At 57.5% G+C, this 13,363-nt stretch carries 12 protein-coding genes; 10 read left to right on the top strand and 2 right to left on the bottom strand.

Annotated features, from left to right (window positions below; translation table 11 throughout):
* Together E4T21_RS18295 and E4T21_RS18290 are read left to right on the top strand one after the other, a co-directional pair.
* On the top strand, positions 1-1,692 hold the full coding sequence (locus E4T21_RS18295; RefSeq protein ID WP_240349216.1) for a VRR-NUC domain-containing protein: 1,692 nt from the start codon (positions 1-3) through the stop codon (positions 1,690-1,692).
* Between the two features lie 107 nt (positions 1,693-1,799).
* Entirely contained in the window at positions 1,800-4,103 is a 2,304-nt protein-coding gene (locus tag E4T21_RS18290) for an ATP-dependent DNA helicase (RefSeq protein ID WP_240349215.1), read from the top strand.
* A 127-nt stretch (positions 4,104-4,230) separates the two neighbouring features.
* Here the strand turns inward: E4T21_RS18290 and E4T21_RS18285 are convergent, their stop codons facing one another.
* Entirely contained in the window at positions 4,231-4,839 is a 609-nt protein-coding gene (locus E4T21_RS18285; RefSeq protein ID WP_149286396.1) for a glutathione S-transferase family protein, read from the bottom strand.
* Between the two features lie 194 nt (positions 4,840-5,033).
* Here E4T21_RS18285 and E4T21_RS18280 point away from each other — a divergent pair, with 194 nt between their 5' ends.
* From E4T21_RS18280 to E4T21_RS18245, 8 genes are all read left to right on the top strand, one after another.
* On the top strand, positions 5,034-7,472 hold the full coding sequence (locus tag E4T21_RS18280; RefSeq protein WP_149286395.1) for a glucose/quinate/shikimate family membrane-bound PQQ-dependent dehydrogenase: 2,439 nt from the start codon (positions 5,034-5,036) through the stop codon (positions 7,470-7,472).
* 317 nt (positions 7,473-7,789) lie between these two features.
* Positions 7,790-8,593, top strand: a complete 804-nt coding sequence (locus tag E4T21_RS18275) for an SDR family oxidoreductase (RefSeq protein WP_149286394.1) — start codon at positions 7,790-7,792, stop codon at positions 8,591-8,593.
* A gap of 37 nt (positions 8,594-8,630) precedes the next feature.
* Positions 8,631-8,789 (top strand): hypothetical protein, encoded by a 159-nt coding sequence (locus E4T21_RS18270; RefSeq protein ID WP_187775043.1) that lies wholly within the window; start codon positions 8,631-8,633, stop codon positions 8,787-8,789.
* A gap of 48 nt (positions 8,790-8,837) precedes the next feature.
* Entirely contained in the window at positions 8,838-9,077 is a 240-nt protein-coding gene (locus tag E4T21_RS18265; RefSeq protein WP_149286393.1) for a hypothetical protein, read from the top strand.
* A gap of 30 nt (positions 9,078-9,107) precedes the next feature.
* Positions 9,108-10,013: a LysR family transcriptional regulator gene (locus E4T21_RS18260; RefSeq protein WP_149287320.1), complete on the top strand. Its 906-nt coding sequence runs from the start codon at positions 9,108-9,110 to the stop codon at positions 10,011-10,013.
* An 11-nt stretch (positions 10,014-10,024) separates the two neighbouring features.
* Positions 10,025-10,804, top strand: coding sequence for an AraC family transcriptional regulator (locus E4T21_RS18255; protein ID WP_149286392.1), 780 nt, complete (start codon positions 10,025-10,027; stop codon positions 10,802-10,804).
* An 80-nt stretch (positions 10,805-10,884) separates the two neighbouring features.
* Positions 10,885-11,892 (top strand): aromatic amino acid exporter YddG, encoded by a 1,008-nt coding sequence (gene yddG, locus E4T21_RS18250; RefSeq protein ID WP_149286391.1) that lies wholly within the window; start codon positions 10,885-10,887, stop codon positions 11,890-11,892.
* A gap of 285 nt (positions 11,893-12,177) precedes the next feature.
* Positions 12,178-12,666 (top strand): integrase core domain-containing protein, encoded by a 489-nt coding sequence (locus tag E4T21_RS18245; RefSeq protein ID WP_149286390.1) that lies wholly within the window; start codon positions 12,178-12,180, stop codon positions 12,664-12,666.
* Positions 12,667-12,936: 270 nt separating this feature from the next.
* Here the strand turns inward: E4T21_RS18245 and E4T21_RS18240 are convergent, their stop codons facing one another.
* Positions 12,937-13,359: an SMI1/KNR4 family protein gene (locus E4T21_RS18240; RefSeq protein ID WP_149286389.1), complete on the bottom strand. Its 423-nt coding sequence runs from the start codon at positions 13,357-13,359 to the stop codon at positions 12,937-12,939.
* Positions 13,360-13,363 lie beyond the last annotated feature (4 nt).

Genomic DNA, 13,363 nt, shown 5'->3' with positions numbered 1-13,363 from the left:
TTGAACCAGCTGTCAGACGACCTGCGTGATGATCCCCGCTATTACCTGCGCCACTTTCAATTTGTCATTGCCTGGGTCTGTCATCGTTATATCGACCTGCTGGGAGAGGAAGAGCACACTTTCATTGCCCGCTTCACGGCATTGCCTGAACCCTCCCAAGCCCTGCTGGTGCGCATGGTGTCACGCAAGGGCGAGCTGTTCCGGCCGGAATTGTTCAGCTATCCGGAAGTGGGTGATATTGCTGTGGCGATCCAGGGTCTGGAAAGTGCCGGGCTGATCGAGCTGGATCCTGGCATCGATCTTGATGAGTTATTTTCCCTGCTGCGTGTCCCCGAGCTGCGCCATGCCTTTGCGCAGCAAATTGCCGATCAAGGATTGCCTGGCTCGATCACCAAGCTTCGCTTGCGTGAGGCACTTGCCGATCTGGAAGGATATGACAGGCCGATGAGCGAGTGGTGGCCTGCTTTCAACGAGCCCTTGATCAGGCTGACAGTGATGCCAGTGTGCAACCGCCTGCGCCTGATGTTCTTTGGCAATCTGCAGCAGAGCTGGTCGGACTTTGTGCTCGCCGAACTGGGAATCTCCCGGTTCGAGAAAGTTGCCCTGGATGTTGGGTCCAGGGCCTTTCAGCAACGTACCGATGTCGACATCTATCTAGCATTGCACCGGCTGCGAGAGCGTCTGGAGGAAGGCGAGCCCGTGGCGGCACTGTGGGCCGGGTTACCCATCGTGCCTGAAGGCAATATCTGGCTGGAAGCTCGGCGCGCTCGCTTGCTGTATCGGATGGGCCAACAGGCTCAGCGTGATGGAGAAGAACCGCTGGCGCTGGAGTGCTATGCCCTGGCAGGAAAAGGCGAGCCACGTATCAGGCGTATGCGCCTGATGGAGCGACGTGGCGACTACCAGCAAGCATTCGAAGTAGCTTGCGATGCCGTTCTGAAGCCTGCTGATGAGAGCGAACGCCAAGCGCTCGAGCGCCTTGTGCCGCGCTTGTGCAAGCGTCTTGGAAAGCCTGTCTTGTCGGCTCTGGTACGTGAGGCGGTGCCACCAACGCTCACCAGGGTCGCCAGGTTACCCATTTCGTCATTGCATGACAGCGGAAGTGTGGAAGCGGCCGTATGTCAGCAGATGGGTAGCCAAAAAGCCCCGCTGTTCTATGTGGAAAATGCCTTGATCAGCGGCCTGTTCGGCCTGCTGTGCTGGGAGGCCATCTTTGCCCCTTTACCGGGTGCCTTTTTCCACCCTTTCCACCATGCCCCGGCGGATTTGCGTCAGCCTGATTTTGTCAGCCGCCGCCGTCCCTTGTTCGATACGGCGCTCAGGATGCTGGACGATGGGCGTTACCGGGACATCATCCTGGCTCGCTGGCGAGACAAATACGGCATAGCCAATCCTTTCGTCAATTGGGGGTGGCTGGATGAAGAGCTGATTACCCTGGCCTTAGAGCATGTGAGTGCCGAACACTTGAAGGCGATGTGCGAACGCCTGTTGCATGATCCTGCCGCCAATCGGGCAGGACTGCCCGACCTGATTCAATTCCTGCCGGACGCAACAGAGGGACCCCGCTATCGGCTGATCGAAGTCAAAGGGCCGGGAGATCGCCTGCAGGATAACCAGAAACGCTGGCTAGCCTTCTTTTCCCGTCATGCCATTCCCGCTGAAGTGTGCCATGTACAGTGGGAGGAAACATGACAGAGCCATCAGCGGGTTTTCATCAAGAGCCATCAGCGGGTTTTCATCAAGAGCCATCAGCTTGGTGTGATCAAGAGCCATCAGCTTGGTGTGATCAAGAGCCATCAGTGGGGGTTCATCAAGAGCCTTCAGCGCAAAGACACGTCGGGGTCCGCACCCTGTGCGATTTCGCTGCGCGTCGCGGCGACCTGGATCATCGTTTCACTCCATCTCCTTCTGCCCGGGAAGGCATGGATGGCCATGCCCGGGTGGTCGCTTCGCGAGGGCCCGGTTATCGCTCTGAAGTGGCGGTGAGCGGTGTGGTGTGCGGCATTCGTGTCCAGGGGCGTATCGATGGCGTGGATACCGCCCAGGGCAACCAGGAGGAATGCCTGGAGGAGATCAAGACCCATCGTGGTCGCCTGGAGCGCATGGCTGTCAATCAGCGAGCATTGCACTGGGCCCAGCTGCGTGCCTATGGCGCCTTGTGGTGCCGGGAGCACGGGCATTCGCGGATACATCTGGCGCTGGTCTACCTGGACCTGGTGCATGGCAAGGAGACTCGATTTTCCGACACGGTTGATGCCGAAGTGCTATGGACCGAGCTTGAAGCGCTATGTCGCACTTGGCATGCCTGGGGGGAAGCCGAGGCAGCCCATCGTCAGCGCCGGGATAAGGCTCTGGAAGCCTTGGGCTTTCCACACTTTGAATTCCGTCCTGGTCAGCGCCACCTGGCGGAGCAGGTCTACAAGACGGGAGCGACAGGCCGAACCTTGCTGGCGCAGGCCCCTACAGGTATTGGCAAGACGCTTGGCACGCTGTTTCCCATGCTCAAGGCCATGCCCTACCAAGGGCTCGATCGTATCGCGTTTCTGTGCATGAAGACCCCAGGGCGCGGGGTGGCGCTCAGTGCCCTGGAACAACTGGGGGCGCGAAGCAGGATTCCCTTGCGTGTGGTCGAGTTGATCGCCAGGGGCAAGGCCTGCGAGTATCCCGACAAGGCTTGCCATGGTGAATCCTGTCCTCTGGCCCAGGGCTTTTACGATCGCCTGCCCGAAGCGCGCAAGGCGGCAGCACAACATGCCTGGCTTGATCGGGAGGGGTTGCGCCAGATTGCCTTGAAGCATGAGGTGTGTCCCTATTACCTGGGCCAGGAAATGGCGCGTTGGTGCGATGTGGCCGTGGGGGATGTGAATCACTATTTCGATGCCAGTGCACTTTTGCACGGACTGTGTCAGATGCAGGGATGGCGCCTGGGTCTGCTGGTCGATGAAGCCCACAACTTGATCGATCGGGCCAGGGGCATGTATTCGGCAGGGTTGGACCAGAAGCAATTGGCACGCTTGAGGAAGAGCGCTCCCAAGCCACTTCAGCGTTCTCTGGGCAGCGTGATGCGCCGTTGGCAGGAACTGATCCGTGAACAGGGAGGCGAAGACGCGGGGGCCCGTGACGCGCCGCTATGGCGGTCACTGGATCAGTTGCCGGGTGACGTCATCAGTTCCCTGCAACACGCGTGTGCAGCCATCAGCGATTACCTTGGAGAATATCCCGATGAAGTCACTCCCGGGCTGACAGAATGGATGTTCGATGCATTGGCATTCACGCGCTTGGCTGAAAGTTTTGCTGGCCATTCCTTGTGCGAGCTCGTCCGTATGGGGCGAGGCGACTCACGGCTTGGTATTGCCAATGTCATTCCTGCCGATTTTTTAGCACCACGTTTTGAGGTTGCCCATGCCTCGGTGCTGTTTTCCGCGACCTTGGCACCAGCGAGCTATCAGCGAGACCTGCTGGGGCTACCGGGAAATGCAGTATGGCAGGAGATCGATTCTCCTTTTGCTGCAGAGCAACTGGAGGTGCGGGTGTGCCGTCAGCTGTCGACCCGCTTCCGCGACAGAAAGTCATCATTGCCGGGCGTAGTGGCGACCATGGCCGAGCAGTATCGGCACTGTCCTGGCCATTATCTGGCATTCTTTTCCAGCTTCGCTTATCTGGAACAAGTTCGGGCAGCACTGGCAGAGGCCTATCCTGATGTTCCCCAACGTGCTCAACGTCGGGGAATGACCGAGCAGGAAAGAGAAGGTTTCCTTGAGTCCTTTCGCCCGGGCGAGTCCGGCATTGCTTTCGCCGTGTTGGGGGGCGCTTTCGCTGAAGGTGTCGATTTGCCTGGTGAGCGGCTGATTGGCGCTTTTATCGCCACCTTGGGATTACCGCCCAATGAACCACGCCAGGAGGCCCTGAAGGAGTGCCTGGAGGTACGCTTTGGCTGTGGCGATGATTATGCCTATCGCATTCCCGGCTTGATCAAGGTGGTCCAGGCGGCAGGTCGAGTGATCCGTGGCCCCGAGGATAGCGGCGTGGTAGTACTGATGGATGACCGCTATGGTCGTGCAGACATACGTTCACGATTGCCACGCTGGTGGCGCCCGGGATAGCACGACCATTCCCCCAGTAACACCGGGACTGGCAAGCCAAGCATAAGCATTTGTCAGATGAGCCACTTGCCATCAGGTGCTTGCCAGATCGGGTACTTGTCAGATCAGGTACTTGTCAGATAAAGCTTCAAGGACCGCTGCCGCTCATGGGGACATACCCCGGCAGTGCCTCGAGACGCTTGAGCCAGGCGCGAATGGCAGGGAAACTGTCCAGCTCGAAACCTCCTTCGTGTGCCACATGGGTGTAGGCATACAGCGAAATATCGGCAATGGTCGGAAGTTCGCCCGTCAGGAAAGGAGTGGCATCCAGCTGGTGTTCCATGATGCTCAAGGCCTTGTAGCCACCTTCATGCTTGGACTCGTATTCACTACGGCGTTCTTCGGGTAGGCCCTGATAGACGGCAATGAAGCGCGCTACCGCGATATAGGGCTCATGGCTGTATTGCTCGAAGTTTTGCCATTGCAGCACTTTTGCGTGTTCGTAACGATCCGTCGGTAGCCAGCCACTACCTTCCGCCAGGTAGTGAAGAATGGCATTGGACTCAGACAGACAGCGTCCATCATCAAGCTCAAGCAGAGGAATCTTGCCATTGGGATTACGCCCGAGAAAGTCCTCGCGGCGTGTTTCTCCGACCAGGACATCCACGTCGATCCATACCATCCGAATCTCGAGAAACGATGCCAAAAGTTTGATTTTGTAACAGTTTCCTGATCGACTATCGCCATAAAGATTCATAATGCAGTCCTTGAAGTCCCTGGGGGAAGTGTTTGGCGCTGTGTCTGGGAGGGCTTCTATCTTCTATCTTAGTTAGATAAGCAATATCCCAACTTAGAAAATCAATATTTCAATTTACTCGATATGTTACGTCTGACCCAGAGATAGGGCAGGGGTTCGCTGGAATGATGTCAGCGCGAGACAAGGAGAACACGATGGAACGTCGACCCATGAGCCGGGGACCTGCATGGTTGCTGGGGGCCTTGATTTTTCTACTGGGCCTGGCCCTGCTGGCTGGAGGCGGTTATCTGGTGATGCTGGGTGGGTCCGTGTATTACCTGGTTGCCGGTGCCGGCCTGGTCCTGTCCGGGGCGCTGATGATGAAGCGCAGCCCCCATGCTTTGTGGTTTTATGCCTTGGTATTGTTTGGCACGACCCTGTGGGCCCTATGGGAAGTTGGCCTGGATTGGTGGCAACTGGTACCACGAGTCGCGATTCTGTGTGCCATCGGTATCCTGATGCTGCTGCCCTGGTGGCGGCGAGGTAGTGGCTTGCTTGCCAGTGGTAGTCTGTCGCTGGCGGTACTGTTTGCCATTGGCGTGGCCATTGCCACTCAGCTCAAGGATCCTTTGAGCACCGAAGGGCAGATCACTGGCACTGCTCCTGCATCTTCACCCAATCCCAGCCAGGTTGCCGGTGATGACTGGGTCGCTTATGGCGGTACCAATGCCGGTACCCATTATTCCGCCCTGGACCAGATCACTCCGGAAAATGTCGCCCAGCTCAAGGAAGTGTGGCGTATCCAGACCGGAGATACAGCAACGCCGGACTCTCCTCCTGAGATTACCAACCAGAACACTCCGCTGAAGGTCAACGACCGTCTCTACATCTGCACTTCGCATAGTCGGGTGATGGCACTGGACCCCGATACAGGAGAAACCGACTGGACCTTCGATCCTGAGATCAGCACCATGGGCGCGGAAAACTTCTCGCGCTGGGCCCACATGACCTGTCGTGGGGTGAGCTACTACGATGTGGCGCAATATGGCGGCGATACCAGTGCTGGTAGCTCTGCCCAGGATGCTGCTGAGTTGGCTTCGAGCCAGGAAGCCGAGCCGATGCTCAGCGATACGGATGTCATGTGTCCTCGGCGTATCTTCGTACCCACAGCGGATGCTCGCCTGATCGCCCTCAATGCAGATACGGGGGAACGCTGCGAGAGCTTTGGTGACAATGGCGAAGTCGACCTGACACAGAATATCGGCCCCTTCGATCCTGGCGGCTATTACTCCACTTCACCGGCGGTGGTGACGGAAGACCTGGTGATTCTCGGCGGGCATGTCACCGATAACAGTTCCACCGACGAGCCTTCTGGTGTAGTTCGTGCTTTCGATGTACGCAGTGGCGAGCTGATATGGAACTGGGATAGCGGCAACCCGGATGACACCACCCCCCTGGCGGAGGGCGAAGTCTATACGCGTAATTCCCCCAATGTCTGGGCACCGTTCAGTGTCGATGAAGAGCTGGGCCTGGTGTATCTGCCGATGGGCAATGCAACACCAGACCAGTGGGGAGCGGACCGCAGCGAGGATGACGAGCGCTACAGCGCAGGTCTGGTCGCACTGGATGTCCATACTGGCAAGCTGTCCTGGGTCCATCAGTTTGTCCACCACGACCTGTGGGATATGGATACTCCAGCCCAGCCGGTACTGATCGATCTCACCATCAATGGCGAGGAGGTGCCGGCTGTCATCCAGCCGACCAAGCAAGGCAGCCTCTATGTGCTCAACCGTGAGACGGGGGAAGCCATTGTACCCATCGATGAGCTGCCTGCTCCCCAGGGCGCCGTGGAGGGTGACTGGACAGCCCAGACACAGCCGCGTTCGCGCTTGAACCTGCTGCCGGAGCCTCTGACAGGGGCGGATATGTGGGGGGCATCACCGCTGGACCAGATGATCTGTCGGATCAAGTTCCATTCGCTGCGTTATGAAGGGCAGTACACACCGCCATCGCTGGAGGGCAGCATCGTCTATCCGGGCAATGTCGGCGTGTTCAACTGGAGCGGTATTGCCGTGGACCCGGTGCGCCAGGCGATTTTCACCTCTCCCAACTACCTGGCTTTCGTCGACAAGATGATCCCTCGTGACCAGGTCGAGGAAGGCCAAGGATCGGCCAGTGAACAGGGCCTGCAACCCAATAAGGGCGCACCTTATGCTGTGGAAATGGGCCCCTTGCTGTCCCCGCTGGCGCTGCCGTGCCAGGCTCCGCCCTGGGGTGAAGTCGCGGGCATAGATCTGTCGGGTGGCGGGCAACCCCAGGTGGCCTGGAAGCATCGCAACGGTACCACGCGTGACAGCATGCCCTTTGGCCTGCCGGTACCCTTCGAAGTGGGAGTGCCCGCGCTGGGTGGCCCGATGACGACTGCGGGTGGTGTCACCTTCCTCAGCGGTACCCTGGACCAGTATGTACGCGCCTATGACATCACCACGGGTGAACAGCTGTGGAAATCACGCCTGCCAGCCGGAGGCCAGGCCACGCCCATGACCTATCGTGGTGCAGATGGACGTCAATATGTCGTGGTCACTGCCGGCGGTCATGGCACCTTCGGTACCAAGCTTGGGGACTATGTGATTGGATATGCGCTGCCAGAATAGATTCAGGGCAAGATAGACGATCACCGTTTCTTCTGCTGATAAAAGGCGTCTTCGCTTGTTGAAGGCGTCTTTTTTATGCCGATCACACATGTGAAGGAGAGGAAAAGCGCCGTCGTTGATAAGGCCTTATTGATAAGAGATTACTGATAAAGAGCTTGCTGATAAGAGCTTGTTGGTAAGACCTTGTCGGTAAAACGGTGTTGGTAATACATTGTTGGCAATACATGGATAGTGTTGACAGCAAAGCTGAATGATCCGCCGCACGTCGCGAACTAGCCTAGACAACACTAAACATGCATTGTGTGGAGATGTTTCCTATGCGCGACCATTCTATCAACGACCACTCTCTCAACGGCCACTCTCTCAACGGCAAGGTGGTACTCATTGCTGGTGGGGCCAAGAACCTGGGAGGGCTGCTGGCCAGAGACCTGGCCAATCATGGCGCTAAAGCGGTGGCCGTGCATTACAACAGTGATGCCTCGCGAGCTGCGGCGGAAGAAACTCAGGCCGCGGTGCAGGAATTGGGCGCAGAGTGTGAACTATTTCAAGGGGATCTGACTCGAGCCCAGGCAGTCGCTGAGCTGTTTGATGCGGTCAAGGCCCGCTTTGGCAAGGTGGATGTCGCGATCAACACGGTGGGGATGGTGCTCAAGAAGCCAATGCTGGAGATCAGCGAAGACGAGTATGACACCATGTTCGCCATCAACGCCAAGAGCGCCTTCTTCTTTCTCAAGGAAGCAGGCCGAGTGCTGGAGGACCACGGACGGATCGTCACGTTGGTGACATCGTTGCTGGGGGCTTTCACACCGTTCTACTCCACCTATGCCGGTGCCAAGGCGCCAGTGGAGCATTTCACCCGCGCTGCCGCCAAGGAGTTCGGCGAGCGTGGTATCTCCGTGACGGCAGTAGGGCCGGGGCCCATGGATACGCCATTCTTCTATGGTCAGGAAGGTGAAGATGCCGTGGCTTACCACAAGACGGCTGCCGCATTGTCTCCTTTCAGCAAGACCGGCCTGACGGATATCGAGGATGTGGTGCCGTTATTGCGTCATCTGGTGACCGATGGTTGGTGGATGACGGGACAGACGTTGCTGCTCAACGGTGGTTACACCACCAAGTAAGCCAGGTCATCACTGCGCCATCCCACGAGCATCATGGATGGCACATGGCACATGGCACATGGCACATGGCACCGGGGAGCCTGTAGCTCCCGGTGTCGTTGGTGCTGTAGATGTCGTTGTAGATACCGCTGTTGTTCCCTTCCTTTCACTGTCCATTCGTTTCCTGTCAGTACGTTATGGCCAATGCTGGCTATGATGATGCTATGCGGGCGCCGCCTGCCAGGGAATCGGAACGAGGGGCATCATGAGAAGCCTGTTGATCATTGCCATGGGCATTATCCTCTTGGCATTGCTGCTGTGGCGCTATACCGGCGCCAAGCGACGGTCCGCCATGTGGATCTTCAGCCTGGTGTGGCTGGGGGTCTGTGGCTGGAACCTGAATCTTGGTCTGTCGCATGGTTATGCGCTGGGAGAAGAACTGCTGGTGCATGCCTTTGTGTATGGCATTCCGGTGGGGTTGGGATGGTGGCGGGTAAAAGGTTGAAGAGGACTCAAGACCGGTGAGAGGGGCGTGATGGACCGAACTGAACAGCTGCGGGCTTTTCTGCGTGTGGCAGAAATGGGCAGCTTTACGCGTGCGGCCGATGTCCTCGACTGGCCCAGGGCCACGGTATCCTTGGCGATCCAACGGTTGGAAAGTGCCTTGGGTGCACGCCTGTTTCACCGCACTACCCGGCAGGTGCGACTGACTCAGGATGGTCAGATACTGTTGCCCCGGGCTCAGGCGCTGGTGGCGGATATCGAGGGCCTGGAAGCATTGTTCCAGGAGCGGCGGGAAGCAGTGGCAGGGCGGCTTTCGGTGGATGTTCCCAGCCGTGTTGCACGCCGCCTGATTGCTCCGGCATTGCCGCAATGGTTGCAGCGCCATCCACGCCTCGATGTGGTGCTGGGGAGCTCCGACCGACACATTGACCTGGTGGCGGAAGGCATCGATTGTGCGTTGCGCTTCGGAGAGCTGAGCGACTCTAGCCTGGTGGTGCGTTCGCTGGGGCGAGTTGCCATGGTCAACTGTGCCAGCCCTGACTATCTTGCCCGCCATGGTTGTCCTGAGCAGCCGGAAGATCTACGAACAGGACATCATATGGTGGGATATGGCTCGCCAGACAGTGGTCGGGAGCAAGCCTTCGACATTGCCGTGCAGGACCAACAACGTGAGATCGTACTGTCCAGCAGGGTCTTGGTGAATAACGCCGAGACCTATATTGCCTGCTGTCTGGCAGGGTTGGGGATCATCCAGGTGCCGCGCTATGATGTTTCCGAGGCGCTGCAACAGGGCCGTCTGGTCGAAGTGCTGCCCGCCTGGCAAGCTGCCAGTATGCCGGTGTCGCTGGTGTATCCCAATCGACGCCATCGCACCTCGCGCATTGATGCTTTTGCCGAGTGGTTGTCTGAACTATTGGCCCCGCATGTGGAAGTCTGAGGTTTCGGCCAATGAGCCATCTAGCCTGTCCGGTCATTGAAACAAGATCCTACCCCGATCACGTGCTGAGTGATCGCCATGAGTTTCACCAACTGCTGTTGGGTGTCAGTGGCGTCGTGGAACTGGAAGTGGATGGGCGAGCCGTGCGTGTCGGGTCTGGTGTCGTGGCCCCGGTTGCCAGTGGTGCCATGCACCATTATCTGGCCCCTGGCGACAACGATATCCTGGTGCTGGATCTGCCTCAGGCCTGGTGCCAGGAACTAGCTCTGGAGAGGCTGTTCACATCATCCGTCGGTAGCGGATGGCGTCTGCCTCCTGCGCTTGTGAAGGAGGCATCGAGGCTGCCACGGCATACGGCCCATAGCGCATCTGCCACCCGCGATGTACCCAGCAATGAGACACTGGTGGGTTGGCTGAGCGCAGTGGACCGTTACCTGGGCGTATCTGGGAGCAAAGGGAGCGCACCACCACGTCTGCGTCTGTTGCGACTGTTGCCAGCGTTACGCGCGGATCTGGCTTATCCCTGGAAAGTGGCAGAGATGGCGGCCATGTGCCATCTGGCGGAAGCGGTATTTGCGCGCCAGTTTCGTACATTGACTGGGGTAGCGCCTTATACCTGGCTGATGCGCGAGCGCTTGGCTCTGGCCCGACAGCGCATGCAGGACTCGCTGGCATCCCTGACCGACATTGCGCTGGCCTGCGGCTTTCATGACAGTGCCCATTTCTCTCGTTCATTTCGTCAGCAATACGGCTGTTCGCCGCGCCAGTGGCGCGCTCGACGACAGAAATGAGAGACAGGTCAGGATTCGACAAGTCTGGTCGCGCTTACTAGAGCACACTCGGGTAAACGTTCGTGACAGGGGAACCCGAGATGTCATCTACTTCAACCGAAGGTGATGTCAGCCAGCATGCAGACCGCGGTATCCCGCACCGCAGTGCCCAAGCTCAAGGCACCCGAGACCACGCCACTCAAGCTTCAGGCGCCCAACGCCGCGCCACTCAAGCTTCAGGCGCCCAACGCCGCGCCACCTTGATCGGCGCCTCCACGGTACTCAACTGGGCATTGCTCGCGGCATTGACCCAGTTGGCGGGGCCGGTGCCGCCGTTTCTACTGACTTCGCTTGCCTTCGCCATTGCGTTCATCTGCTTTGCCGCCTATCTAGGCGTCCGCGGGGAGTCGCTGTTTGCTGCCATGCGCCAGCCGCCACGTATCTGGCTGTTGGGTGTGGTGGGCTTGTTCGGCTACCACGCGCTGTATTTCGTTGCCCAGCAGAATGCGCCGCCTGCCAATGCGGGTCTGATCAGCTACCTATGGCCTTTGCTGATCGTGCTGTTCGTGGCGTTGTTGCCGGGTGAGCGCCTGCGCGCCATTCATGTGGTGGGGAGCCTGCTGGGATTCTGTGGGGCAGCATTGCTGATCGGTGGAGACGTGGATGCGGGTGGCAGCACATTAGGGTATCTGGCAGCTTTTGCCTGCGCCTTTCTATGGAGTGGCTATTCCGTGTTGTCTCGGGCGACGAGCCATGTGCCTACCGCTGCGGTGGGTGGCTTCTGTCTGGCCACCGCAGTGCTAGCAGGAGTGTGTCATCTGGCCTTCGAGACTACTCGCTGGCCTGAAGGCATTGCATGGCTGGGTGTCATTGGGCTTGGGCTGGGGCCGGTAGGGAGTGCCTTCTTTACCTGGGATATCGGCGTCAAGCATGGTGATCTGCGCCTGCTGGGGCTGCTGTCCTATTTCACCCCCTTGCTTTCGACCCTGGTCCTGGTCGTGACGGGCTATGCCCAGGCCACCCTGTGGCTAGGGCTGGCGGCATTGCTGATCACGCTTGGCATGCTCATTGGAAGTGGCTGGCTGGGGCGGCTGTTCAAAGTGCCCTGAGTCACTTCTTTGGTTGGCTCTGGGGAAGGTTGGGGTTGTGGTATCGTCGATGCATGGAACCACCGGGCGCGAGGATGCCATGCCACGAGATTCGCAGGAGAGATGGGAAAAACTGGGCAGCGCCCAGCGTCGCACTGAAGAGATCTATGTCTGCTAGCGTGGACAGTGGACGAGATAACTTGATTAGCCGCCAACCACTACAATACGTCAACCTTCTGGCCACCCCCAGCACGAAGGAGCGCACGGTATTATCTAAGAGGTGATCCATCAGAAAAGAGAGCCCACATGCCAAGTTGGCAGAGGCTGCTCGATCACGGTTCTCGCGCCTGCCTGCGACTGAGCGTGCTGGAAAACAAACGCAGCCTGACGATTCTGCGCGAGCTGATCGCAACTTTCCGTCGTTTCGGGTTGCCGCAGCGGATACGCGTCGATAATGAAGCGTGTTTCAACAGCATATTGATCAAGGCGGGCCTGTCACTGCTCGGTATTCACTTGCAGACCATTGACCGGCATTGCCCTTGGCAGAATGGAAGAATCGAGCGCTTTTTCGGCACCCTAAAACGCCATCTTGACGATATTATTCCTGCCAGCCACATCAACCTTGAGATCATGATGAGGGAGTTTCGTGGCTGGTATAACCACGCCAGACCTCATCAACACCTGGGTGGATTTACGCCAGCAGAAGTGTGGGAAGGCAGAGCCAAATCCACCAACGCACCGCAGTGGATTAGCATTTGGGATGGCAGAATCAATGGCTGGTGGTTTCCGCCGTAGGCAAGCCAAACAGCCCCGAAAGCCATCAAAAATTCATTGAGAAGAATAGGCAGGTTCACTGTCCACGGTTGGCGTGCATGTGGAATATGGGAGATGAGAGAAATTGCATAGATTGATCAAGATTCAACCGCCAACATAGCAAAACCTCCCACGCTGTCCATACAGCGAAGGAGGTTTCAGCAAAGCTTCGGGAGAAAATGAGGTGGTTTTCAACAGAAAACCATTAGCTTTCTATCGTGGACAGTGCGGACGGGACAACACCCTCGACAGTCAGTTTCCTTCCAACCAAACCTCTTTCGCCCAGGTGGCTAAATTGGGCCACGATTCATCAGTTGCACCGTTGTGATCCCAGAAGAGAACTCTTCCATCTGGCACTATGCAATAATAGTCACCATTGTCTTCACAAATTGGTAACCAATTTTCTGGCACCCCAACTTTTCTGCCTTCTCGGATGGAAAATAAAAGGTCTCCATACTTTTCTTCCATTTTCTCATTAAGCGTAAGAGGAGACATGAATCCAACAAAGGCATTACTGACAGTTTTCAAAAATTTTTTGTATTCATCAGGAAAAGAGAGTCCTGACAATCTTTCATATTTATCTATTAGAGAATCAGTTGGCAAGGGCTGATTCCTCCCATTTGGATCATCAGCATTATTAATCTCTTCGATCACATCATCGATAGTGATAGCCATTATT

It is taken from the genome of Halomonas binhaiensis (genome assembly GCF_008329985.2).
Lineage (GTDB): Bacteria > Pseudomonadota > Gammaproteobacteria > Pseudomonadales > Halomonadaceae > Halomonas > Halomonas binhaiensis.
This window is presented reverse-complemented; position numbering and strand designations above follow the sequence as displayed.

Bases quoted from the DNA above. Each gene is read 5' to 3' on its own strand.
- E4T21_RS18280 (WP_149286395.1), top strand. From the start codon at position 5,034: ATGGAACGTCGACCCATGAGCCGGGGACCTGCATGGTTGCTGGGGGCC.
- E4T21_RS18260 (WP_149287320.1), top strand. From the start codon at position 9,108: ATGGACCGAACTGAACAGCTGCGGGCTTTTCTGCGTGTGGCAGAAATG.
- E4T21_RS18270 (WP_187775043.1), top strand. From the start codon at position 8,631: ATGGCACATGGCACATGGCACATGGCACATGGCACCGGGGAGCCTGTA.
- E4T21_RS18240 (WP_149286389.1), bottom strand. From the start codon at position 13,359: ATGGCTATCACTATCGATGATGTGATCGAAGAGATTAATAATGCTGAT.
- E4T21_RS18255 (WP_149286392.1), top strand. From the start codon at position 10,025: ATGAGCCATCTAGCCTGTCCGGTCATTGAAACAAGATCCTACCCCGAT.
- E4T21_RS18245 (WP_149286390.1), top strand. From the start codon at position 12,178: ATGCCAAGTTGGCAGAGGCTGCTCGATCACGGTTCTCGCGCCTGCCTG.
- E4T21_RS18275 (WP_149286394.1), top strand. From the start codon at position 7,790: ATGCGCGACCATTCTATCAACGACCACTCTCTCAACGGCCACTCTCTC.
- E4T21_RS18265 (WP_149286393.1), top strand. From the start codon at position 8,838: ATGAGAAGCCTGTTGATCATTGCCATGGGCATTATCCTCTTGGCATTG.
- yddG (WP_149286391.1), top strand. From the start codon at position 10,885: ATGTCATCTACTTCAACCGAAGGTGATGTCAGCCAGCATGCAGACCGC.
- E4T21_RS18285 (WP_149286396.1), bottom strand. From the start codon at position 4,839: ATGAATCTTTATGGCGATAGTCGATCAGGAAACTGTTACAAAATCAAA.